11 protein-coding genes are annotated in these 23,794 nt (G+C 45.7%); 2 read left to right on the plus strand and 9 right to left on the minus strand.

The genetic code is table 11. The annotated features are described in order from the left end of the window. Positions 1 to 20: 20 nt before the first annotated feature. A complete protein-coding gene (locus QWZ05_RS18015; RefSeq protein WP_290299854.1) occupies positions 21 to 10,130 on the minus strand; it encodes a VCBS domain-containing protein in 10,110 nt (3,369 codons plus the stop codon). A gap of 723 nt (positions 10,131 to 10,853) precedes the next feature. Between QWZ05_RS18015 and QWZ05_RS18020 the strand changes: the two genes are divergently transcribed. Together QWZ05_RS18020 and QWZ05_RS18025 are read left to right on the plus strand one after the other, a co-directional pair. Further along, positions 10,854 to 12,695 (plus strand): glycerophosphodiester phosphodiesterase, encoded by a 1,842-nt coding sequence (locus QWZ05_RS18020; RefSeq protein ID WP_290299856.1) that lies wholly within the window; start codon positions 10,854 to 10,856, stop codon positions 12,693 to 12,695. A gap of 128 nt (positions 12,696 to 12,823) precedes the next feature. Next, positions 12,824 to 13,084, plus strand: coding sequence for a DUF5062 family protein (locus tag QWZ05_RS18025; RefSeq protein ID WP_264877151.1), 261 nt, complete (start codon positions 12,824 to 12,826; stop codon positions 13,082 to 13,084). A 3-nt stretch (positions 13,085 to 13,087) separates the two neighbouring features. On the opposite strand, the gene QWZ05_RS18030 is transcribed toward QWZ05_RS18025, so the two are convergent. The 8 genes from QWZ05_RS18030 to QWZ05_RS18065 form a co-directional block, all read right to left on the minus strand. Then, positions 13,088 to 16,159 carry an error-prone DNA polymerase gene (locus tag QWZ05_RS18030; RefSeq protein WP_290299860.1) on the minus strand — a complete coding sequence of 1,024 codons (3,072 nt, stop codon included), beginning with the start codon at positions 16,157 to 16,159 and terminating at the stop codon, positions 13,088 to 13,090. A gap of 15 nt (positions 16,160 to 16,174) precedes the next feature. After that, a complete protein-coding gene (locus QWZ05_RS18035; protein ID WP_290300826.1) occupies positions 16,175 to 17,611 on the minus strand; it encodes a Y-family DNA polymerase in 1,437 nt (478 codons plus the stop codon). Between the two features lie 3 nt (positions 17,612 to 17,614). Further along, positions 17,615 to 18,292 carry a translesion DNA synthesis-associated protein ImuA gene (gene imuA, locus QWZ05_RS18040; protein WP_264877153.1) on the minus strand — a complete coding sequence of 226 codons (678 nt, stop codon included), beginning with the start codon at positions 18,290 to 18,292 and terminating at the stop codon, positions 17,615 to 17,617. A gap of 173 nt (positions 18,293 to 18,465) precedes the next feature. After that, entirely contained in the window at positions 18,466 to 19,578 is a 1,113-nt protein-coding gene (locus QWZ05_RS18045; protein ID WP_264877154.1) for a tetratricopeptide repeat protein, read from the minus strand. Positions 19,579 to 19,641: 63 nt separating this feature from the next. Beyond that, positions 19,642 to 19,899: a hypothetical protein gene (locus tag QWZ05_RS18050; RefSeq protein WP_264877155.1), complete on the minus strand. Its 258-nt coding sequence runs from the start codon at positions 19,897 to 19,899 to the stop codon at positions 19,642 to 19,644. Positions 19,900 to 20,081: 182 nt separating this feature from the next. Next, positions 20,082 to 20,792, minus strand: a complete 711-nt coding sequence (locus QWZ05_RS18055; protein WP_264877156.1) for a Crp/Fnr family transcriptional regulator — start codon at positions 20,790 to 20,792, stop codon at positions 20,082 to 20,084. A 9-nt stretch (positions 20,793 to 20,801) separates the two neighbouring features. After that, positions 20,802 to 22,001: a two-component system response regulator gene (locus QWZ05_RS18060; RefSeq protein WP_290299865.1), complete on the minus strand. Its 1,200-nt coding sequence runs from the start codon at positions 21,999 to 22,001 to the stop codon at positions 20,802 to 20,804. A 2-nt stretch (positions 22,002 to 22,003) separates the two neighbouring features. Beyond that, complete coding sequence (locus tag QWZ05_RS18065) at positions 22,004 to 23,680, minus strand: response regulator (RefSeq protein ID WP_264877159.1); 1,677 nt, start codon at positions 23,678 to 23,680, stop codon at positions 22,004 to 22,006. Positions 23,681 to 23,794 lie beyond the last annotated feature (114 nt).

The following is a 23,794-nucleotide window of genomic DNA, read 5'->3' on the forward strand; positions in this document are numbered from 1 at the left end:
CTGTTTTGTCTCGTTATCGGTTAACTATTTGGATCAATGTCCGGCAGTCCGTCTACGTCGTTGTGATGATGGTGCTCCTCGTCTTGGTTATGGTTATTGGCCGCATCATGGTGTTCGAGCGCGTCTGACATATCCAAGTGCACTTGGTCATGTGTTGCTGCATCTGGTTGGTCGACTTGTGAAAGTACGATATCCATATCCGCAGGTTGATCGTGAACCGTTGTCGATGTCGCATCGGGTTTAATGCCCAATGCATCCAGATAGGCGGCTGCACCATGGTGGCTGGTTTTCTGATCGGGTTCTTGATGAGCGTGCTGGGTTAAATCTAGATAAGTGTCATCGCTTTGCATGACAGTAAAACCTGCTTGTAAAGCTATGTCTGGATCATCATTCGGCTCAGGAGGCGGTGGTGGTGGAGCGGGGTGGGATGTGTGAACGACAGGAGTGATCGTCATATCAACCACCTCGGTTCCAACTGTCAGCTTACCACTATGTCCAGGCCCATGACTGAGTATCTGGATATTCACATGGGCGACCACTTCATCCTGATTTGTCCCTTGCAATGCTACTTCAAATTTATCTTCATGCTGGCCGACACCCGAAGCGCTACCATGAGGGCCCGTATGAACCTGGGCTTGCTCTTGATAATGTAAATGACCAGTCTGAGGATCAATAGTTAATGTTCCGTATTGCCCATGATGACTAGTGACGTACTGTCCGTTAGGTAAATGGATTCGCCAACCGCTTTGTGTGGATGGTACGGGAGTTAACGATGGTAATAGTGGCGGAACCCCAAGCGTGCCAGACACTTGGTGACTTCCCGATGGCGGTTTAACAACGATCGGTTCAGGTATCGCACTGGCAGCAAAACCTTGGCTACCTGCGCTATTACCGTGTTCGTCAGTCATTGTTGCTTGTATATTGGAACCGGGATGAACTTCAATTTGTATTCCATGCTGAAGAGTATGAGCATCTAATACATGATCCTGACCGTTAACGACAAGATGCTCACCGATTTTGGCATCACCAGGAGGCGTAACGGTTGCTGTGATCGTATTTGCATGGCCTCGGGCAATTTCAGCTTTGCTGTATAAGTTGTCAGCCCCTGCGTTTTCAAAAGTAATCGTAGGAAGGCTAACCTGAGTATCTTTGGTAATCGAGTCAGTCGTCGTTGCGGTTGTACCGTCGTGACTTGTCGCATGCGCCGTCACAGTCAGCGTTCCGTCTTTTAAGGAGGAAAGATCCGCGGTTGTTTGATAGGTGCCGTCTGTAGCAACAGTGATATTGGCCTTGTCGACGGTGACCGTCGTTGTGCCATCGGTGATCTCAATGCGGTCAAGTGTTGAGGCTACGCTAGGGTCAAGCGACCCTGAGATAGCGGCCGCACCAGATTCGCTGGCATTTAAGGTATTATCAGAAGTATCCGTAATGTCGACACTCAAGACAGGCGTATCGGCCACGGCGGCTAAGGCCATGGATGCTGAGGTAGCAACCGTCGCACCCTGAGGATCTTGCACATCGTAGGTAAAGTGGACCGTCCCGTTATAATTAGCATCTGGCTTGAAGGTGTAGGTGCCGTCTTTATTGTCTGTGACTGTACCGTGATCTGCGCTTAGGTTATGCACGCTCAGCTGCGCGGTTTCACCATCATCATAGTCACCGGCTTGTGCGAGCAAGTCGGAGGCATGCAGTGTAACAGTGGTATCTTCAGTACCAGGCGAGAGAGTAACGTCTCCGTGCACAAAAGGTGCATCATTAGTACCTTCGATGACGAATTCAACCTGATGTGGCGTTCCATCGACACTGTGAATAGTAAAAGTTTCCCTAGCTTCCTGTCCCTTCGCTAGATGATTAACCGCGCTATTCTCAATATGGTAAAAGTAGTTGCCATTACCATAGAGTTGCAATGTTCCACCAAGACTTCCTGTGTGGTGATGCAAACCGTCCGGAAATTTTGACTGGCTTGGCCCATCAGGATCAACGACATGAAATTGGCCGTTTGTTTTAATCGTATAGCCGTAATAGAGATTATCTTCCTCAAGCAGATGCCCGCCCGTCCCTGTGATGACAGCCGCATCATTAACAGCGGCAAGGGTTGTGTTTGCCCCTGTATGAGCAATGCCACCGTGTCTGTCGGCAACATCGTAAGTAAAGTGGACCGTTCCGTTGTAATTCGGGTCGGGGTTAAAGGTAAAACTGCCATCTGAATTTGATACCAAGCTGCCGTGGTCTGCAGTCAAGTTTTCAATGTGTAACCAACCTCTATCATTAGTATCAACATCTGTCGCATTAGCGATTAATTCAGCTTGTGTAATATGTATTGAAGTATCTTCCTTACCTGAAGGTAAAGTGACCTCGCCACTAACTGTTGGTACATCATTATCGCCATGCACAACAACGGAGACACTTTTCGAGACATGGCTACCATCAGTAGACACTGCCTCAACCGTAAAGTGCTCCCAATATTCGTCGCCGTCTCCTAGTTTTGTCGCTTTGCTCTGATCAACGTCATAATGCCATTGTCCGTCTGCACTTAGGTGGAACGTGCCATACTGACCGCTAATGCCACCTGTTGGTGTTTGTGTCCAGCTCACCGTATCGTGGAGATCAACATCGTGTGCGACTACATTGCCGGAAACTGAAGCACCTGTTTGGGCATTTTCGACGACATGACCCAGTTCTGATTTGGAATCGATGACGACCCCATCCTCTGTGCCGTTAACCTTAACCGTAATAGGAAACTCAGTACCATCGGTTGCTATTAGTCTTATAGATTCAGTGAATGATTCACCATGCTTTAATTCTTGAACGTGAACATTATTATTGTCGCCAATATAACTCCACGAATGCTCACCTTGATGAGGTCCACTTGCGATAGTGTGGAACTGGAATCTGCCATAAGGAGTCGTAACATTTAGGTCACTGCCTATATTCCATGTGTATTGTTTGCCTTCAAATTCGACCGTGACTTGAGTGTTAGGGCTGTCTATATCCGTAATTTGTAGCGCTTGCCAATCAACAGCGTCCATAATATGGGGATTCGTATAAACAACAGTGGCTACATCTTCAGTCGCTACACCATGGTCAACGCCAGAAATAATGGTTTTGTCATCGACTGCGGCAAGTGTTGTACTTGCTCCGGTGTGGGTTACTCCGCCGTGTGCGTCTTTGACGTCATAGGTGAAGTGTACATCGCCGTTGTAGTCTTTTTCTGGTGTGAAGGTGTAGGTGCCGTCTTTGTTGTCAACGACAGAGCCATGATCCACTTGCAGGTTATCGACAGTCAGTTGTCCTGCATCGTTACCATCAATATCAGTCGCATTGGCTAATAATTCATGAGCCGTGAAGGTTAAAGCTGTATCTTCTGTTCCTGAATTTAAGGTGACTTCACGGCTTACCACGGGTTGGTCGTTTGTGCCATTAATGGTGATGGTAATGACTTGAGGAGTTCCATCTTTAGAGTGGACAGTCACAGTGTCAGTTAGGGTTTCACCTGCCCCTAAATGTTGGATTTCAGGTTTACGGTTATCAATATAGTAGTTCCAGTTACCGACCCTATCTATTCCTAGCAACCCGCCAAGAGAAGAGGTATAGGGTGCATACTCTGGATGTAAAGATACGGTGGCTATTGTTTTAAAGTCAAAGCCACTTTCTCCGCTATCTGGATCTATTGCATCAAGAGTACCTCTACTCTCCAGTTTGTAGGCGAAGTTGCCACCTTCAACTGCGGCATGGGCGTTTAAGTCTTCAGTTACCGAGCCTGTAATTGCTCCTTTAAATACTGCTGTATCATTGACTGCAGCAAGTATCGTATTCGCCCCTGTATGCGTAACCCCGCCATGGGCATCTTGCACATCATAAGTGAAATGAACCTGACCGTTATAGTCTTTGGTTGGCGTGAAAGTGAAGGTACCGTCTTGATTATCTAGAATAGATCCATGATCGGCATGAAGATTCGTAATCGTCAGTTTGCCTATGTCGTTCGTATCTACATCTACGGTGTTTGCCAATAGCTCAGATGCAGTGATGGTTTGAGCAAGATCTTCTTTACCGCTGTTAAGTTGCACCTCACCAGAACAATACGGACGGTCGTTATCGCCATGAATGGTAACAACAATATCGTGTGTGGTGCCATCTGCAGATTTAACGGTGACAGTATCGACTAGTGATTCCCCTGTACCCAGATGATCAATAGCTCTGCCGGTTGCACCTTGGCCGATGGAAGCATAGTAGGTCCAGTCCCCGTTAGTTTGAAGTATGACACGACCATGAGTGCCATAATAAGTGCCTGTTTGGGCATAGCTTTCACCTGCATCAGCATCCACTATCGATAGGTGGCCATCGGTATGGATTTCATCGTTCCACAATTTCCCTATGTTTCCGTGCTGATGATCAGGTGAACGGTCATCAACATAGCCGCCAGTCATACTGCCGTCTGGTGCGGTAAAAGTGTGTCCTTCATGAACATCACCTGTATCGACACCTGAGATGGTAGCTGCATCTCCAGCAGCAGCAAGAGTAGACGATGCAGTGGCTTGTACTGAGCCGCCATGAGCGTCTTTGATATCATAGGTGAATTTAACCTGACCGTTATAATCTTGGTCTGGATGGAACGTAAATGAACCATCGGCATTATGCGTAACTGTGCCGTGATCGGCGGTTACTGCGTCAACGTGCAAAGTGCCGGAATCGTTTTTATCAATATCCGTCGCACCTGCTAGCAATTGAGTCTGAGTGATGCGAAGAGTTTGATCCTCGGTACCAGCAGGTAATACACGACTGCCTGTAACCGTTGGTGCATCATTGGTACCCGTAATGGTGATTTGTAATTCTTGCGTTGTGCCATCTGCTGTATGCACTGTGACCTTATCGATATAGGACTGACCTTGGCCTAAAGACTGAACCTGCTGAATATTATTATCCAGTTGGTAATGCCAATCGCCATCGGGTGCTACAACAACCGAAGCTCCTAGTGTGGAGGTGTAGCCAATGCCTGCATTATTTTGGGCATGTAGCACAGGGTCGAAGTGAGCCTCCCCTGCGTCGGTATCAGTGACATGCATGTGGCTATTTACAACTAACCATTGCATGCCATAAATACGATCTTCGGTGACCGCTCCGGTTGTTGTTCCGGTTATTTGAGCTGCATCGTTTGCACCATTTACTGTAATAGCCACTTGATGGGGGGTGCCATCGGTAGAGTGAACGGTAATGATGTCTTTGGCGTGCTGGCCTTTAGCTAGTGCTTGAACTGCAGGATTTGAGTTGTCGAGATCATACGTCCAAGCACCACTGTCAGTCAGGTGTAAAGTACCTAATGAGCCTTTTATGTCGGTGTTGGAGAAATGTGCTTCGCCGGTATCAACATCGGTTACAGTAAGGGTGCCAGAGGTTTGAAGTTGAGACTCTTCGGTTACTGCACCTGAGTTTGTCCCACCGATTACAGCGGAGTCATTAGTACCGTTTACGGTAATCGTCACTTGGTGTGGTATACCGTCAGCGGAGTGGACAGTAATAGTATCAGTGGCTGTTTTATTCACGCCTAACGCTTGAACGATAGGATTTGTGTTATCGAGGTCGTAAGTCCAAGCACCTGAGTCGGTCAGATGTAGAGTCCCCAAGTTGCCTACGATATCTGTGTTGGAGAAATGTGCCTCGCCAGTATCGATATCAGTGACAGTCAACGTACCGGATGTTTGTAATTGAGATTCTTCAGTCACCGCACCTGAGTTTGTCCCACCGATTAAAGCAGCATCATTGGTGCCATTCACGGTGATCGTCACTTGATGCGGCGTGCCGTCAGCGGAGTGGACAGTAATAGTATCGGTAGCTGTTTTATTCACGCCTAACGCTTGAACGATAGGATTTGTGTTATCGAGGTCGTAAGTCCAAGCACCTGAGTCGGTCAGATGTAGAGTCCCCAAGTTGCCTACGATATCTGTGTTGGAGAAATGTGCCTCGCCAGTATCGATATCAGTGACAGTCAACGTACCGGATGTTTGTAATTGAGATTCTTCAGTCACCGCACCTGAGTTTGTCCCACCGATTAAAGCAGCATCATTGGTGCCATTCACGGTGATCGTCACTTGGTGTGGCGTGCCGTCAGCGGAGTGGACAGTAATAGTATCGGTAGCTGTTTTATGCGCACCTAACGCTTGAACGGTTGGGTTAGTGTTATCTAAGTCGTACGTCCAAGCCCCAGATTCGGTCAGATGTAGAGTCCCCAAGTTGCCTACGATATCTGTGTTGGAGAAATGTGCTTCGCCAGTATCTACGTCAGTGACAGTAAACGTACCAGAGGTTTGCAATTGAGATTCTTCGGTTACCGCACCTGAGTTGGTGCCACCAATCACAGCAGTATCATTGGTGCCATTTACCGTAATCGTAACTTGATGCGGCGTGCCGTCAGCAGAATGTACAGTAATAGTATCAGTGGCTGTTTTATTCACGCCTAACGCTTGAACGATAGGATTTGTGTTATCGAGGTCGTAAGTCCAAGCCCCAGATTGGGTCAGATGTAGAGTCCCCAAGTTGCCTACGATATCTGTGTTGGAGAAATGTGCCTCGCCAGTATCGATATCAGTGACAGTCAACGTACCGGATGTTTGTAATTGAGATTCTTCAGTCACCGCACCTGAGTTTGTCCCACCGATTAAAGCAGCATCATTGGTGCCATTCACGGTGATCGTCACTTGGTGTGGCGTGCCGTCAGCGGAGTGGACAGTAATAGTATCGGTAGCTGTTTTATGCGCACCTAACGCTTGAACGGTTGGGTTAGTGTTATCTAAGTCGTACGTCCAAGCCCCAGATTCGGTCAGATGTAGAGTACCTAAGTTGCCTACGATATCTGTGTTGGAGAAATGTGCCTCGCCAGTATCGATATCAGTGACAGTCAACGTACCAGAGGTTTGTAATTGAGATTCTTCAGTCACCGCACCTGAGTTTGTCCCACCGATTAAAGCAGCATCATTGGTGCCATTCACGGTGATCGTCACTTGGTGTGGCGTGCCGTCAGCGGAGTGGACAGTAATAGTATCGGTAGCTGTTTTATGCGCACCTAACGCTTGAACGGTTGGGTTAGTGTTATCTAAGTCGTACGTCCAAGCCCCAGATTCGGTCAGATGTAGAGTCCCCAAGTTGCCTACGATATCTGTGTTGGAGAAATGTGCTTCGCCAGTATCAACATCGGTTACAGTAAGGGTGCCAGAGGTTTGAAGTTGAGACTCTTCGGTTACTGCACCTGAGTTTGTCTCACCGATTAAAGCAGCATCATTGGTGCCATTCACGGTGATCGTCACTTGGTGTGGCGTGCCGTCAGCGGAGTGGACAGTAATAGTATCGGTAGCTGTTTTATGCGCACCTAACGCTTGAACGGTTGGGTTAGTGTTATCTAAGTCGTACGTCCAAGCCCCAGATTCGGTCAGATGTAGAGTCCCCAAGTTGCCTACGATATCTGTGTTGGAGAAATGTGCTTCGCCAGTATCAACATCGGTTACAGTAAGGGTGCCAGAGGTTTGAAGTTGAGACTCTTCGGTTACTGCACCTGAGTTTGTCCCACCGATTAAAGCAGCATCATTGGTGCCATTCACGGTGATCGTCACTTGGTGTGGCGTGCCGTCAGCGGAGTGGACAGTAATAGTATCGGTAGCTGTTTTATGCGCACCTAACGCTTGAACGGTTGGGTTAGTGTTATCTAAGTCGTACGTCCAAGCCCCAGATTCGGTCAGATGTATAGTACCTAAGTTGCCTACGATATCTGTGTTGGAGAAATGTGCTTCGCCAGTATCAACGTCAGTGACAGTAAACGTACCAGAGGTTTGCAATTGAGATTCTTCGGTTACCGCACCTGAGTTGGTGCCACCAATCACAGCAGTATCATTGGTGCCATTTACCGTAATCGTAACTTGATGCGGCGTGCCGTCAGCAGAATGTACAGTAATAGTATCAGTGGCTGTTTTATTCACGCCTAACGCTTGAACGATAGGATTTGTGTTATCGAGGTCGTAAGTCCAAGCACCTGAGTCGGTCAGATGTAGAGTCCCCAAGTTGCCTACGATATCTGTGTTGGAGAAATGTGCTTCGCCAGTATCAACATCGGTTACAGTAAGGGTGCCAGAGGTTTGAAGTTGAGACTCTTCGGTTACTGCACCTGAGTTTGTCCCACCGATTAAAGCAGCATCATTGGTGCCATTCACGGTGATCGTCACTTGGTGTGGCGTGCCGTCAGCGGAGTGGACAGTAATAGTATCGGTAGCTGTTTTATGCGCACCTAACGCTTGAACGGTTGGGTTAGTGTTATCTAAGTCGTACGTCCAAGCCCCAGATTCGGTCAGATGTAGAGTACCTAAGTTGCCTACGATATCTGTGTTGGAGAAATGTGCTTCGCCAGTATCAACGTCAGTGACAGTAAACGTACCAGAGGTTTGCAATTGAGATTCTTCGGTTACCGCACCTGAGTTGGTGCCACCAATCACAGCAGTATCATTGGTGCCATTTACCGTAATCGTAACTTGATGCGGCGTGCCGTCAGCAGAATGTACAGTAATAGTATCAGTGGCTGTTTTATTCACGCCTAACGCTTGAACGATAGGATTTGTGTTATCGAGGTCGTAAGTCCAAGCACCTGAGTCGGTCAGATGTAGAGTCCCCAAGTTGTCTACGATATCTGTGTTGGAGAAATGTGCCTCGCCAGTATCGATATCAGTGACAGTCAACGTACCGGATGTTTGCAATTGAGACTCTTCGGTGACAGTTCCTGAGTCTGTTCCACCAATAACTGCTTTGTCGTTAGTCCCATTGATCGTAACCATAACTTGATGCGCTGTGCCGTCGGCTGAGTAAACAGTGACTATGTCTGTCGCAGTCGAACCTTGGCCAAGTCCTTGAACTACAAGGTTATTGCTGTCTAAATTGTATATCCACGCACCGTCTTTGGTGATGCTGAGCGTGCCGAAATTGCTAGTTACTTGTGAGGCTTGAAAGTGGTCTTCTCCAAGATCAGAGTCCGTTACCGAAAGCTGTCCTTGGACTTGCGTTGTTAAATCTTCAGTTACCGTGCCAGCATCCACGCCTGTAATCACGGCATTGTCGTCGTTCCCGCCGATCGTCATATCGATCGTTTGCGGTGTGCCATCTTTGGTGTGAATTGTGAAACTTTCATGCAGTGAAGTCGCCCCGGTTAGCGCTTGAACGTTAGAAAGAGAGTTATCAACTTGATACTGCCAGTGTCCATCAGAATCGATAGTTAATGAACCATACTTCCCAGAGATAACTTCCGGCGCAACCGAACTTTCATTTTGATCAGGGTCTATGACATCAATTTTACCGTTCGCATGTAACAAGCCTTGTGAATCAATATTGTGATCTTCTGTGACGACACCTGTTAAGTCTCCAGAAATACTTGGCGTGTCTTGCTTACCCGTGACCGGAACTTGAACAATGACGCTCGAGCCGTTAGATAGATGCAACAAGAAATGATCAGTACCTTGTTGGTGCTGATTCAACAGTATGTATTGAGGCGATTTTGGGTTTAATACAAACGTGTATTGACCATTTGCATCAACATGAAGCTCTCCGTAGGTACCTTTTATGACTTCTGGCATGAAGGTGACGGGTAAAGCGGTCGTTGTAGGCGCATTCGAATGAGTCGGCTGACCGTTACTTCCTGATGAGATAGTCGGCATCGATACCGAAGGAATGTAATGGACTTGCGGGTGAGAAAGCGTCGATAAATGATGAGAAGGAACCAAGTGAGAGCTCGAGCCATGGGGAGCGTGGCTTGCACTTAAGGTAGAGTTTACGTCGCTGTCGCTCGTTTGAGCCTCTTGATGAGTAACCGCTGATGAGTCCATTTTTCCATGGTGGTCGCTGGAATCTTTTGCTGTCACGTTATTTGCGGCTACTTGATCTGCGTTATCACCGGAATTGTCTACATCCTCGGCAGCTGTGTGTTTAGCCAATGATGGCAGTATCATCATGAGTGATTGAAAAAGCGGGATATTAACTTTTAGGTGTGAATGCAGTCTGAGCTTCTTTTTTTTGGTTGGCTTCTTTTGTTCTAGCTCGTTACTTTTCTTATTTTTGATTTCTGTATTTTTCTTGTTTGCTTCGACGTTTTTTTTGTTAGCCATTTTTCTCATCCGTGAATCGTGGTTGCACTATTTTAAGTAAAATACACAGATAGATGTTTCGCTAACTAATTGGATAATTTTTAAAGAAAAAAACCAGAAATTGAGACGGTTCTACGTTTTAGGTATCAATGGATGCAAGCAACTATGTATTTGAATACTCTGATCAGCGTTTAACCGACCAGCTTGTTTACATATATATTGGATTCAATGAGTGGGCAGCAGTTGTTACTTTCAAGATGTAGTAACAGAGTGAAAGGGGTCTCCTGATCAGGAGTTTAGTATTACAAAAAGTAATCTATATAATACTAATTTAGTAAAGTCACTAAATCACTTTTGTCCAAAAGCTTCTTACGCGGAGTTATGGTTGTCTGTGAGTTATGGTTGTCTGAGAGACTGTATGATGCAAAGGAGGACTGTTTGCTTGTATCGCAGAACGCTGGACAGCAAAAAAATGTTGAGAATTGCTTTGTGCGACTTGATGGTATAGTTGATAATTTCGGGTGACTTTTTTAGGTTTTGCTTATAGAAAGGGGCTTTTGTTGAGAAATCCATGAACCCATTGGTATTGCTGGCCTCTCTCATGATTCATAAATATAAAAATTAATTCTTGGATACGCAAAATCATCCGCTTTCCGCTCCATTCAGATAAAGAATTAGACTTCTCTGGCATTATGAAGTGCTATCATATCGGCATGATTTAGTCTCACTACAGGCAGTTTCTCTTTGATCCGCGCAACCCTCAATCGCAGCCGACATATCCTATATTTCATGTGGCACCGAATTCGCACCACTGGCTTGCAGATGTTTGCGAGTTTCCTCTTGGTGCGAGCGACGCTGTTGACACTGTTTGTTCCCCTTGACCTATGGCTCAGTTCTAAGCTGATGCAACTGCATGGTGTCAATGCGATTGCCAATCAAGAAATGCTTTCTTTTTTATTGTCACCGACCGGATTTTTGTTGAGCTTGTGGGTAGTGACCAACATGAGCTTTGCGTTTTTTGTCGAGCACTCAACCATTAGCATTTTGCTTGCGCAGCAGGATGTTGGTAAACGTTCGATTGTCGATACGTTTGGGTTGCTCATCCAACGAAGCTTTCGTGTAGTGAAAGTGCTTATTGCTCAGTCGTTGGGTATTAGCTTGTTGTTTGCGACCGTGCTTTGGTTTGGACGCTGGATTTATGGCTTGATGCTCAGTGATTGGGACATTAATTATTATCTTAGCAATCAGGCGAGCTCATTATGGTTTGCGGTTGGGATCGTCGTTTTAGCGATGCTCCCATTGGTATTGTTAGTGCTGCGTTATTGGGCGAGCTGGTGGCTTGCATTACCATTGAGCCTGTTTCAAAACTGTTCGCAATGGCAGCTGTTCAAGCAAGCACAAAGGCTCAGTCGCGAGATTTATCCGCATATTTTAGGTGGCCATATACTGTGGTTATTGGCTAGAGCATCGATTGCAGCGATGTTTGCTGCGGCCTTCCTGTTTATATTGGATCCCATTTTGAATTGGGCAACGACAGACCCAGAGCGTTACCCTTGGCTTATTCTTGCGACCGCTCTATTGTTGGGTGTCGCCTTAGTTTTGAGTTTTATCGACCGGTTTATTTATGCTAGCTGTCAGTACTATGTATTGCGACTGCAGACAAAGCGTCTAAAGCTGGTTAACGAACAAGCGCGCTTTGTTGGCCTAATGCAGGATACAAAACGGCGCACGCTAATGATTACTGTTATGGTGTCATTTATTGCCTTGGCTGGCCTCAATGGGTATTACGATATCAAGCAATTTGCGCAGCATGTGCAAACTGATACCACAGGGTATGTGACCGCGCACCGAGCGGGTGGTTTTGGGCGCTCTGAAAACAGCGAGGCGGGTATCCAATATTCGGTTGAACTGGGTATTCAAAGCACAGAGATTGATGTTCAGTTGACCAAAGATGGTCAAATAGTGGTTTTTCATGACCGTGATTTAGGACGTATGTTAGGTGTGTCGCTGGTGGTTGAAGAGGCAACTTATGCGGAAATCAGCGCGGCCTATGAAGATAAAAATCTAACACCGCCACCGTTACTTGATCATTTGTTGGATCATTATGCTGATGATATAGAGTTCAATATTGAGCTCAAACGGTATAACCGAAGTGTCGATTTAGCCATGGCGATGGCGAAGCTACTGCCGAATTACTCCCAACCAATGATTGTTTCAAGTTTAGATGGCGAGTTACTGTCTCAGCTGATGTTCGAGCTTGCTGACAGTCGCCCTGATAACCTGAGATACGCTCTTATCTATGCTGCTGGTGTTGGTGAATCGCAACTCGAGCGTGAAGTTGATATGTTGATGGTAAGCGGGCAGTGGCTAACAGCTTGGCGTATTATAGAGATCCAACAGCGTGAACAAGAAGTGTTGGTGTGGACGATCAACGAAGCCGAGGCGATGCAGCGTATGTTCTTACTCGGTGTTGATGGCATCATCACCGATGAGCCTCAGCTAGCGCTCACCACCAAAGCCAAGATTAAGCAGATGGATTTCTCTGAGCGAGCCCTGATGACATTGCGTTATTGGTTGTCGCTGTAAGCTATGAGTATCATCGAGAGCGATAGAAGGAAAGTGGCTGTAGATGAATGACTTTGAGAGCCATCTAACTGTCGCACTCTCGGGCTTTGTTATACTGCTAGCAAGACCCAATACAAGGTGTGATGGTTATGTCGAAAGTATCGAAGATACCTAATGAAGATAAACTGGTAAAAAAGGCGATAGAAGTCGGCTTTAAGATGGCTAAGATGCAAGGGATTGAACTGCCAAGCTCATCGCAGCCAATAAAGATCAAGGCAGTGTATCTTTTTTTGGTGGAGGTGAATCAGATCACCCCACTGCCAGCAGATAAACAAGATGGAGCCAACATTAAAAAGCGCTTGGCTATTTGGCTACATAGTGCTTTACCTGATAATGACCCACTCAAATAGCCACTAGTGAAACTCTCTAGAGTGGCTGTCTAATTTTCCTAATTTGTCACTGACATCGATTAAGCGTCCAGCGATGATGTGAGTGACTTCTCCTTCTCGTTCTAATATTCCCTTTACCATTAATACCTTTGCGGTGAGATACGCCTGTTTTTGTGCTCTTGCAGTGGCTTTCCATACCACCACATTGATGTTGCCCGTATCATCTTCAAGAGTGAAAAAAGTGACGCCACCAGCGGTGCCTGGTGATTGCTTGCCCGTGACAACACCAACTACGGTGACGAGTGATTTATGTGGGCGTGTGATCAATTGGTTCATTCTGACAAAGCGCGGTAAAGCACGAGCTTTGTCGAGCAGTGTTATGGGGTGCTCACCGAGAGAGAGGCCAGTCACGGTGTAATCTTCTAATAAGTTTTCGACCTCAGAAGGGGCGCAAGGTTGCATGGTGTCGTTTTCGTTTAGTTCTGCAAATAAGGGAAGATCAGAGAGGTTGTCCATCATTTGCCAGCGTGTTGCAAAACGATTGTGGGCGAAAGACTGCATTGCGTTGGCGGATGCCAGCGCATTAAGATCTTTCTGATTGATTCCGATATGTTTGAGCTGGCCCGTATGTTGATAACCGACAGAGGGACGCTGCTTTATAACTTCAAGAGCGCCTTCATGGCTTAAGCCTTTAATGATCCTCAAGCCAAGTCGAATCGAACCTCTAGGAGAGGAGTCGTCGAGATGATGATCGTAAGTGGATTGATTAACACAAGCGGGAAGCACGTTGATATTGTGGCGCTGTGCATCTTGGATAAGCTGTGAAGGGCTATAAAAACCCATCGGCAGACTGTTGAGCAGCGCGGTATAAAAGGCACTTGGGTAGTGATATTTCAACCAAGCAGAGCAATAAGCCAAAACAGCAAAGGACGCGGAATGACTTTCAGGAAAGCCATATTCACCAAAACCGCAAATTTGCTGGAAAAGTTGCTGAGCAAAGCTCTCTTCATAGCCACGGCCTTTCATGCCATCGATCAGCTTTTTCTCAAACTTGGCTAAATCCCCATTCTTTTTCCATGCAGCCATCGCACGGCGTAATTTATCGGCTTCACCACCGCTAAAGCCCGCTGCGACCATGGCCAATTTTATTACCTGCTCTTGGAAAATTGGAACACCCATTGTGCGTGATAACACTTCTTTGACTTCTTCTGAAGGGTAAGTCACAGGCTCAAGACCATTACGCCTTTTTAGAAATGGATGCACCATGTCGCCTTGAATCGGTCCAGGCCTGACGATCGCAATCTGAATAACTAGGTCATAATAGGTTCGTGGTTTTAAGCGCGGCAACATACTCATTTGCGCGCGAGACTCTATTTGAAATACACCGACAGTATCAGCCCGTTGAATCATCTGATAAACATCAGAGTCATCTTTTCTACGGGTAATATCTGCAATAGAGAGGCGATGCCCGTAATGCTTTTCAATCAGTGAGAAGCATTTACGTATCGCTGTGAGCATGCCTAAGGCTAAAACATCGACTTTCAGCAATCCCAGGCTTTCTAAATCGTCTTTATCCCACTGAATCACGGTTCGCTCTTGCATTGCTGCGTTTTCGACGGGAACCAACTCATAAAGAGGGCCTGATGAAATGACAAAGCCGCCAACATGCTGCGAGAGGTGGCGAGGAAACCCAAGGATCTCATTGACCAACGCAATAAACTGCTCGCCTTTGAGTGTGCTTGGGTCTAACCCTAGCTGGACAATCTGGCTTTCCCACCCGGTTTGACGATCTCGTCGATCAACATTTTTGATGAAATAGTCGAGTTGAGTTTCATTGATACCTAAGGCTTTGCCGACATCTCTTACTGCGCTTTTAAAGCGATAAGAGATCACGGTAGCGGCAAGGGCAGCACGTTCTCTGCCATATTTTTGATAGAGATATTGGATCACCTCTTCGCGGCGTTCATGCTCGAAATCAACATCAATATCAGGCGGCTCATTACGCTCTTTACTGATAAAACGTTCAAACAGCACCGAGATTTGCCGAGGGTCAACAGAGGTAATTTCTAGGCAATAACAAACAACAGAGTTCGCCGCCGAGCCGCGCCCTTGATAGAGAATGCCTTGTTGCTTGGCAAACATCACCACATCATGAATAGTGAGAAAAAAGAAGGGGTAATGCAGCTCTTCAATCAGGTCGAGCTCTTTGTCTATCGTCGCTCGAATGCTCTCTGGAACGCCTTCAGGAAAGCGAATATGCTCGCCTTTATTGACTAAAACGCGTAGATGCTCCATCGCGGTATAGCCATCGGGTACAAGTTCACTCGGGTATTCATATTGCAAGTCACCGAGTTGAAACTCACATAAGTCGGCTATGTATTTTGTCTCAGCGAGCCATTCGGCTTTGAAAAGGCGCTGTAATTTTTCCTGGCTGCGCAGTGCTTGTTCACAGTTTGGCAATAGGTGATGGCCTAAAGATTCAATGCTAGTACTGTGTTTAATGGCCGTTAGGGTATGTTGTAGCGGTAAGCGATTAGCTGAGTGATAGAGTACTCCACCACAAGCGGTAATTGGAATTTGCCACTCTCGGCCTAACTGTTCGCAATAGTCGATATAGCACCCTTCGTCGCTTTTTAAGTGACGTTGTATCCCGAGCCATAAGCGCGTTGAGTGATGCTGATAAAGCCACTTAACCCAGTGGTTATCGCAACTTTTATTCTGTGGTAGCCATAAAATCAAGCAGTGACGGGCCGACATTAAGTCCCACTCTGAAAGCTCATAATGCCCTTTATCGGCGCGGCGGCGCGCATTGGTAATGATACGACATAGCTCGGCATAGGCTTGACGGTTAGGGCAGAGTAAGACGACTTGGCACTCATTATTGAGCCAAAAGAGACTCCCCACGATCTGTTTTACGTTCAGATTGTGCTGCTTAATCGCAGTGTGAGCGCGTACCACGCCGGCCACTGAGCACTCATCAGTAATGGCAATCGCATGATAGCGCAGAAAATCAGCCTGAATAACGAGCTCTTCTGGGTGTGAAGCGCCGGTTAGAAAGGAGAAATTGCTTTGACAAAAAAGCTCAGAATAAGACATAGATCGACTCTGTGGCTAACTAAAGTAGCCATGTAAAAACCACAACTTTTGTTCAGTGCGAAATACCCATAGCCAAAGACCTTGTGGCGTTTGAGCGATGAAATAATCACGCGTCACACTATCGCCATCCCACCATCCAGTCACAATGCGCTCCGGGCCGTGGATTAACTCAACGTGTTCGGTCAAGCGCTGTGGTGGTTGAACAAGGCGAGTAGGACGTAAGCGCTGTATCTCGGAGGTGGGCAATGCTGCAATATCGCGGTCAGCATTAATATAGCGGGTCGATTTCTCGGGTCGATGGTCTGCGCTAGGGAGTGGGCGAGTGACGTTATGATTTCCCAGTTTTGCTTGTAGTAGCGCAATTAAATCGGCTTGATTTTGCCCACCTTTATCCCCTTCAAAAATATCAATGTAGTTTTGATTGATTTGACTAACGCGAACCGCTTTTAAAGTGAGGTGATAGACCGCCGCATCAAGTTTGATCGACTCTAATGTAAGTGCGCAGAGTTTTAGCCACTTTTCATAGCGGTAGTCGCCACCGCCAGATGTAAAGGTGACGTTCTGCGGCGGGTTATCCCTTTGGTGTAGCGTTAAGATTAACTCATACGCGACAAGATTACGCAGAGTTAAAAATGAATCTAATTGTTTGAGCAGCCGCGTTAGCGGTCGTTGCAGCCACTGAATATTTTCAACGTCATAGAGTAGCTCTAGGCTGCGCTCAAATTGCTCTTTAGGGTGAAAAAAACGCACGGGGTGAGAGAGCTGCCCTAGCAGACGCCCAACATAATTGACCAAATCAATATTGAAACGACGTGCCACCTCTTTCAATGGCAACGCAAGTAGGCCTGCGAAGTCTTTAATTCCTACACGGTTTAACTGCTCAACGTGTTTAGTTTCGAGCTCACTATAGTGCAGAGGTAAAGGAGAGAGCGTCGAAACAATAGTATCGCGACATTCACTCAATAGATTCGCCCCTTGCTTGGCGAGCAACATGGCAGAATAGGGAGAAAACCCGCAAGCAAATTGATAAGAGATCGCAAGGCTATCGAGATGCTTTTTTACTGCTTGCCAATAGCTTTCCAGCCCCTCATATAGGGTGAGCATATTGGTGGCTTTGAGCAACAAACCATTGGGTGGATAGAGCACAATATCGGAAGTGATGAGGTATAACCATTGCGCGACTTCCTGTAATTTAACCTCTTCAGATAGAAGATCAAAAGGGTGCACGTTCAATTTCGGGCACAGCGCAGAGGCACTGCCTAGCCCCATTCCTACCTTCACACCATCGGCTAAAGCGGCATCGTTGGCTTGCACAATATTGTGATGACGAGTTTCAACCACAACTGTAGGATGTTCTTTTTCTTCACCTTGAACCTGCGCTTCATTCGCTTGATGGGTAAATAAGGCATCAAGTTGCAGACGAGGAAAATGCAAATAAATCCAAAGTACCATCATTCACCCTTGCTTTTGGAGTGGGAAAGGGATGACCGTAGCAGCATGTTGTTTCGGTGCGAGTTGAGGCCAGTATTGGCGCAAGTCGAGGTCGAAAGACTGGCTAGGCCAACCGCCTTTTTGTTTGGTGATCGTGATGGTTAATCCATGAGCTTGTGCAGCCAAATTCATGCTTAAGTTAACGGGTAGTGAGAAGCTGCGTTGCTCTCGCTGAGTAAATAAAAATTGAATCGCATCACCTTGCTCAGCAGCAACCTGTAGGCGACGAGCATGATGAACTTCGAGTGACTCTTGCCACAGAAGAACATGGCTACAGGCACCGCTTTTTAAGCACTGCTCTGCTGCCCAAAGTTGAGATTTATCTTCAGGAGCATTTACCAGTAACAGTTGAGAGTGTGCGATCCCCATAGCAGTGAAAGACTCTAAACAGAATTGATCCGGCAAACCAATCAGAGCAATTAACCGACTGTCTTCGGAAAGGGCAAGATGAGGCTGTAATAAGCGCAACTCACCAATACCAAGAGGGCTTGAAAGCTCAATAACCCCATTTTTCGGGTAGCCGCCACCGAGCTGTTGATCAAGGTGATCAAAGCCCGTGCTGAGGCGATCAATTTTGCTCGGCTGCTGGCTGCCTTGCCATAGCCATTGCTTATTTTTTAGATGAGAGATGAGTTCATGCATAATAAAATACCTGTATATTTGTACAGTATATTCAGTAATGCACAGACTGCAAGCGAACTCTATAGCGTTTTAGAGTAACCGCTTCTAAAACGTTCTATTAGAAAAGAAAATTATCGCTGTGAATATTAGCCAGACCTGAGGGTATTTATGAGGCAACCGTGATACAGGACGTGCTAGTGAGTCTCAGCGGCATTTGCCTCTTTGTCAGAGGGCGCCGCCTCCTGGCTATTTGAAAGATGGTTGATGATATGATGCTCTTTTTCCGTTAGTTTTAAGTTTAGGTTAGCTTGGGTTTGTGGAATCGGTACAGAGCGACGAAACCAGTTATTCAATGCTCTAGTAATACTGTGTTTGACGGTCGAGCCGTCTTTTATGTTGATGAGTAAAGGCTTTGCAAGACCCTGTAGGTTAATGATGTTGTCAACCCCAAGAGTTTGTGCAATCTCATCTCGCAGTGGTAGCGTATCCTGCTCACCCATCTCACTGGCGATATAGAGCCAAATGTAGGCGACAGAGTTTTTTCTTCCCATCCATAATTTACCAGCGTAAAGCATCGCTTTCGTGCTGCCTTTTTCTGAGGCGCGCTCGAACCAGTATGCCGCGCGGAGAGTATCGGTTTCAGTACCTAAGCCTTCTAAATAATGAAAACCGACACGAATCATTCCTGTAGGGGAATTTAATCTCGCTGCAATCCTATTCCAGTGGATGGCTTTATCAATATCATATTGAGAGCTATCGCCCGATTGATACCAATGACCCAGAAAGAGTATAGAGTCAATATGTTCTTGGGTTGCAGCGTGCTCAAGCCACTCTATCGCTTTATCAGGGTGGCTCATCATACTGTCTTCTCCGAGTAACATGACAGATGCGTTATAGAACGCATCTAAATCGCCACTGATCCCTTTGCTAACTTGGCTCCAAAAGCGAAGCTTATCTTTAAGGACAAGGTTATCGGGGTGTAATTGACAGATGCTGATAATGGCCTTGATAGCGGATGTGCTATTGAGAAAGCCTGCTTTTTCATACCATTTAAGAGCATCGACATAGTTGTTTCTTTTTTCAGCCTCTTTGGCTGCATAAAAGATACTCGGAATATGCCCAAACTCGGCTTTTGCTAAGCGCTCTTGCTTCTCTTGCTCTAACGATTTAGCAAGCACTTGTTTATAAAGCCTATCTTTGTCTCTTTTTTCTCTCTCAAGACGAGCTTTGCGAAGGGATAAAGAATAAACCCAAACAAACATGGAGATCAGTGTTAGGGCGAGTAACCCGATGGTAGTTTCAATCATTAACGGTGTCTATAGTCTGCTGTGTTCTGAAAAGCGAGAGGGGTAGAACGCTCCCCTCAAACATTATTGGAATGTTGGCTGAATTAGATTTTCTTTGTTTATCCGTGAATTAAGTTTGGCTTTACATTCATCAAGCAACCAATAGTCCACAGCCTTGCGCATAGCGAGTACATCACCACTGTGAAGGGACGTTTCTCCACGTTCAAATGAGTTCAGTATTTGCTTCATATAAAAAATGAGTGCTTTAACAGCAAATGGCGTCCCATGCTTTTGCTCATAAGCGAGCTCTTGTAGCAGAGCTTGTACAGATTCTTGGTCCATTGCCTTTACCGAGCTGTGAAAATTCGAACAATATTAACGATCGCGTTTCTCTAGCTCTGTTCTTTTAGGAACACTTTTGTCAATCTGGTCAGGCTCTCCAACGCACCCAACTATAAACAATAGAAGGGCTTTGATTTGTGAGATGGTTGGAGTGTCTTGAGTGTCGTAAACGTCGGCCGTGTTTATATACTATTCTCTCTGCCTAGAGAAATACGAGGTGGTAAATAAGCCGCAAGCTGAGTCGTGTCTTCAATATAAATTCGCCCCCGAGCCTGGCTTATCAAACCATCATGTTTGAATTTTTTAAGGACCTCATTCACTCTAGGTCTGGATAGGCCAGTCATAATTGCTAGTTGATCCTGAGAGAGTAACAAAAGAGGCTTAGCGCCGAGGACTGTCGAGGTTTGTAGTGCTAGTTCATGCAATAAATACGCGACACGAACATCTCTCACATGTTGTGAAATATGTTGGGCTTGCAACCATTGTTGGTTCATTGGTCTTTTATAATGGTGTAAAAGCTTATAACACTCGTGGTGTTGTTCGCAGATTGTCAGCAACTGCTCTTCACGAAACCAAAGGTATTTCAAAGGCTCTACTTCTTCGATAAAGCCGCCCATCTGCAGTGCTGCGATGAGCATTTCACTATCAATCCATACCCCTTTGCTTAATATGACGGAGTTTTGTGTTTGAACTCGATCACTATCGAAACAAATTGAGATAACGCCTTCACTAATATATGCGATGCCTCGTTGATTATTATCATACGTTTTTGCTATGACATTCGTGGCAAACTGCGTCAGCGTGGCGGCGTTTTTTAGTGGCGTTGATATTGCTAACAGCTTTTGCTGCAAGGTGTGTGATAATTCACATGGCCAAGAGATTGCATAACTCATGACTCTACCTCAAAGGTGGGGAGCAAAGTTTTTTGTAAGCAGAGCTTCTAGCTGCTCACCAGGAATAGGCTTAGAAAAAAGAAACCCTTGTAGGACATCGCATCCCATTTGCTGTAAAGCTAAAGCTTGCTGTTTACTTTCAACCCCCTCTGCAACAACGGTCAATCCCAGTTTTTTAGCTAATGACACGATAAACTCAATCGTGGCCATGTGGCTGTTGCTAGTCAGCATTTCATTAATAAAGAAGCGATCAATTTTTAGTTCATTAAAAGGACTTGATAGCAACTGAGCAAGTGATGAGTAACCAATACCAAAGTCATCAATAGAGATGTTAACACCACTCAATCGAAGGCGTGAGGTGTGCTCAATTAAAAGGTTTAGATTTGAGGCAACTTCGGTTTCTGTTACTTCCAAGGTGATAAAGTGTCCGGGCAGGCTGAACTCTTCGAGTAAGCCAACGACACGGTCTGCAAAGTTAGCTTGCATCAAATCACTCGGAGCAGCATTGACAGACATGGCAACAGAAAAGCCCTTGTTGTGCCACTGTTTTAACTGGCTGAATGATTGCCTGAGCATTGTGCTACAGAGTAAATAATTGAGACCGAACTCAGAAATCGCGGGTAGAAAGCGATCAGGGGTTAGGATCCCTTCGGTCGGGTGATGCCAGCGAGCAAGCGCTTCAATACCGACAATGCCACCAGATTTTGCATCGAACTGAGGTTGATAAAAAGGGCTGATCTCTTTGTTAATGAGTGCAAGTTGGAGTTCATCTTCTTCTAGTATCAGAGCCGTCGGAATATCTTTATTGTGAGAAACGACATTGACTTGCTCAAGCTGCTGTAAAACTCGAACAATATCTTGTTTCGAAATGGGTTTATTAAGCTTAGTGCAGTGTTTTAAGCCTTGATTAGACGCCATATGGACAACGGCATTGAGAATGTCACTATCAGTACTACTAATGAAAACAAGTTTGGTATCAATGGATAGATTGACAAGCTGCTGCGCAAATTGAACGCCATCCATATTGGGCATTTTAAGATCGCAGAAAATTAAATCAGGGTTGAATTGAGTGGCAAGCTCTAATCCTTCAAGACCATTTTCAGCAATGTGAATCTTAGCGTCAGTGAGTGACTCTAGCGCACGTTGTAACAAACGACGCTGTAGTCTTTCATCTTCGATAATGAGGATATTCTGATAAACACTGTTCATGGTTATAAAGCCCTTGCGAAATCGGGAACAAGAAGGTTTTTTTCTAGCTGTTTACAGACGGACTTAAACTCTGCCGTCTGTATATATGGCGTCGCATTGACACGTCGGATACTCCGGTAAACCAAACTAATGCAATCGGTGCGAGACATTTTAGGCGGCATCGTACGAGTGAGAGCAAATAGTAGTAGGCGAGGTGTCATAGTATCGACTTTATTGAGATCTAACGATTGCATAAGCAATTCAATAGCACGCTCATTTTTTCCGGCTTTAAGGAGTGTGTCAGCATCTTTACGTAGTGACTCTGCTTGCGTATAGCTGTGCTGGGTTTTGTTACGCCATTGAGCGAGATAAGATTGAATCAGCTTTGATTCCACAGGATCGTGATCTTTTAGCAGCGTTCTAATCTGTTCTTGCATACGGTTAACCTGACGATCGTTTTGCGTAAGTGCAGCTATCTTCAATAGCTCAATACAATTGAAAAGACCCAAGGTGTCTAAAGAGGAGTCTTTCATCTTGTTTTGCGCGAGGTTAAATGCGTTAACAAACAGTTTTCGGTTTCCATAAAGCAGTTGATAGCGAGCGATTAGCAATGACTCAGTGACATTGTAGTCACTGTGTTTGCCCCGTTTTTTCATTGCATCCACATAGAAGCGTAGTTGGGTCTGTTCTTTATTTCTAATCTCAATTTGAGAAAATTGACACTGATCCAGTAGCATTTGAGCACCAAGGTTATACGTGTCGACATGGTCAAAACGAGTTAACTTACAATGGTTTGTCATATACTCAAAAGTTTCTTGTGCATCTGAAAATTCACATAGCGCCATTTCAATCAAGCCTAGAATCCAATAACGCTCTAAGCGCATAGCAGAGAGCTTAATTGAACGTTTTTGACTGACCAACGCCATTTCTAGACGACTCTGCATGATTTGCACGGTTGTTTGTCTATCTAGTACTAAAGGGGCGGAGACCGAGTTTTTTGGCATGTGATCGAGAATAAACTGCGCTTGCTTGTATTGGCGTTGCTTTAGCGCGATATCAAACTGCATAAAGTAGCTAATAGGCAGATGAGTTACCTGCTGAAGGCTAACGAGGGTGTTACGCGCATCATGCAAAAGGTTGAGTTCAATTTGAGCACGGGCCTTGAGAGCTTGAGCTGCGATCAAGGTGTTCTCGTCCTCTTGAATGGTCTCTTCTGTTACCTCAAGCACTCGTTCAAAACGCCCTTGATCAAGTGCGGTATAAGCCTCACTGAGATTGGCTTTGGTTTTCACTATTGCTGGCAGTTTGTGTTTAAGAATATCATGACTGATAGGCTTAAGAAGGTAGCCATCTGGAGAGAGTTCCATAAAGCTACGAACCACATTGAGCGTGCCCTCGGCGCTGACCACGATATTAGTACAGTCACTAGCAATGATTTTTTCACTAACAAGCTCTTCCATTAGGTGATAACCGCTTAGGCCTGCCCCCAAGTTGTAATCGTAAAAGATGATTGCATAGTTGTGTTCGATACATAGCGCTTTCGCTTCTCTTCCGTTTTGGGCTTGGTGGACATTGCGCGCCTCAAAACCTAACTTTTGTAGAATCCCTTTCGCTGCCGAACGGTAAACAGAGCTATCATCAATAATGAGAATAGGACGTTCATGATTAAACAGATAAGGCTGAAGAAATTCTTTGACCATAGGACGGATTACTGCATATCTTGCGTGTTAGGGCATGATTTTAGACTGGTTGGGTCTTTAACAACTGTTACTTAGATAACAGAGATGCCGAAACACTTTTCCTATAATTTTGTA

The sequence above is a fragment of the Vibrio agarivorans genome (genome assembly GCF_030409635.1).
In the GTDB taxonomy this organism is placed as follows: Bacteria; Pseudomonadota; Gammaproteobacteria; order Enterobacterales; family Vibrionaceae; genus Vibrio; species Vibrio agarivorans.

Coding starts and splice junctions, on each gene's coding strand:
- QWZ05_RS18035 (WP_290300826.1), bottom strand. CDS start 17,611: ATGGTACTTTGGATTTATTTGCATTTTCCTCGTCTGCAACTTGATGCC.
- imuA (WP_264877153.1), bottom strand. CDS start 18,292: ATGCATGAACTCATCTCTCATCTAAAAAATAAGCAATGGCTATGGCAA.
- QWZ05_RS18065 (WP_264877159.1), bottom strand. CDS start 23,680: ATGGTCAAAGAATTTCTTCAGCCTTATCTGTTTAATCATGAACGTCCT.
- QWZ05_RS18060 (WP_290299865.1), bottom strand. CDS start 22,001: ATGAACAGTGTTTATCAGAATATCCTCATTATCGAAGATGAAAGACTA.
- QWZ05_RS18050 (WP_264877155.1), bottom strand. CDS start 19,899: ATGGACCAAGAATCTGTACAAGCTCTGCTACAAGAGCTCGCTTATGAG.
- QWZ05_RS18030 (WP_290299860.1), bottom strand. CDS start 16,159: ATGTCTTATTCTGAGCTTTTTTGTCAAAGCAATTTCTCCTTTCTAACC.
- QWZ05_RS18045 (WP_264877154.1), bottom strand. CDS start 19,578: ATGATTGAAACTACCATCGGGTTACTCGCCCTAACACTGATCTCCATG.
- QWZ05_RS18055 (WP_264877156.1), bottom strand. CDS start 20,792: ATGAGTTATGCAATCTCTTGGCCATGTGAATTATCACACACCTTGCAG.
- QWZ05_RS18025 (WP_264877151.1), top strand. CDS start 12,824: ATGTCGAAAGTATCGAAGATACCTAATGAAGATAAACTGGTAAAAAAG.
- QWZ05_RS18015 (WP_290299854.1), bottom strand. CDS start 10,130: ATGGCTAACAAAAAAAACGTCGAAGCAAACAAGAAAAATACAGAAATC.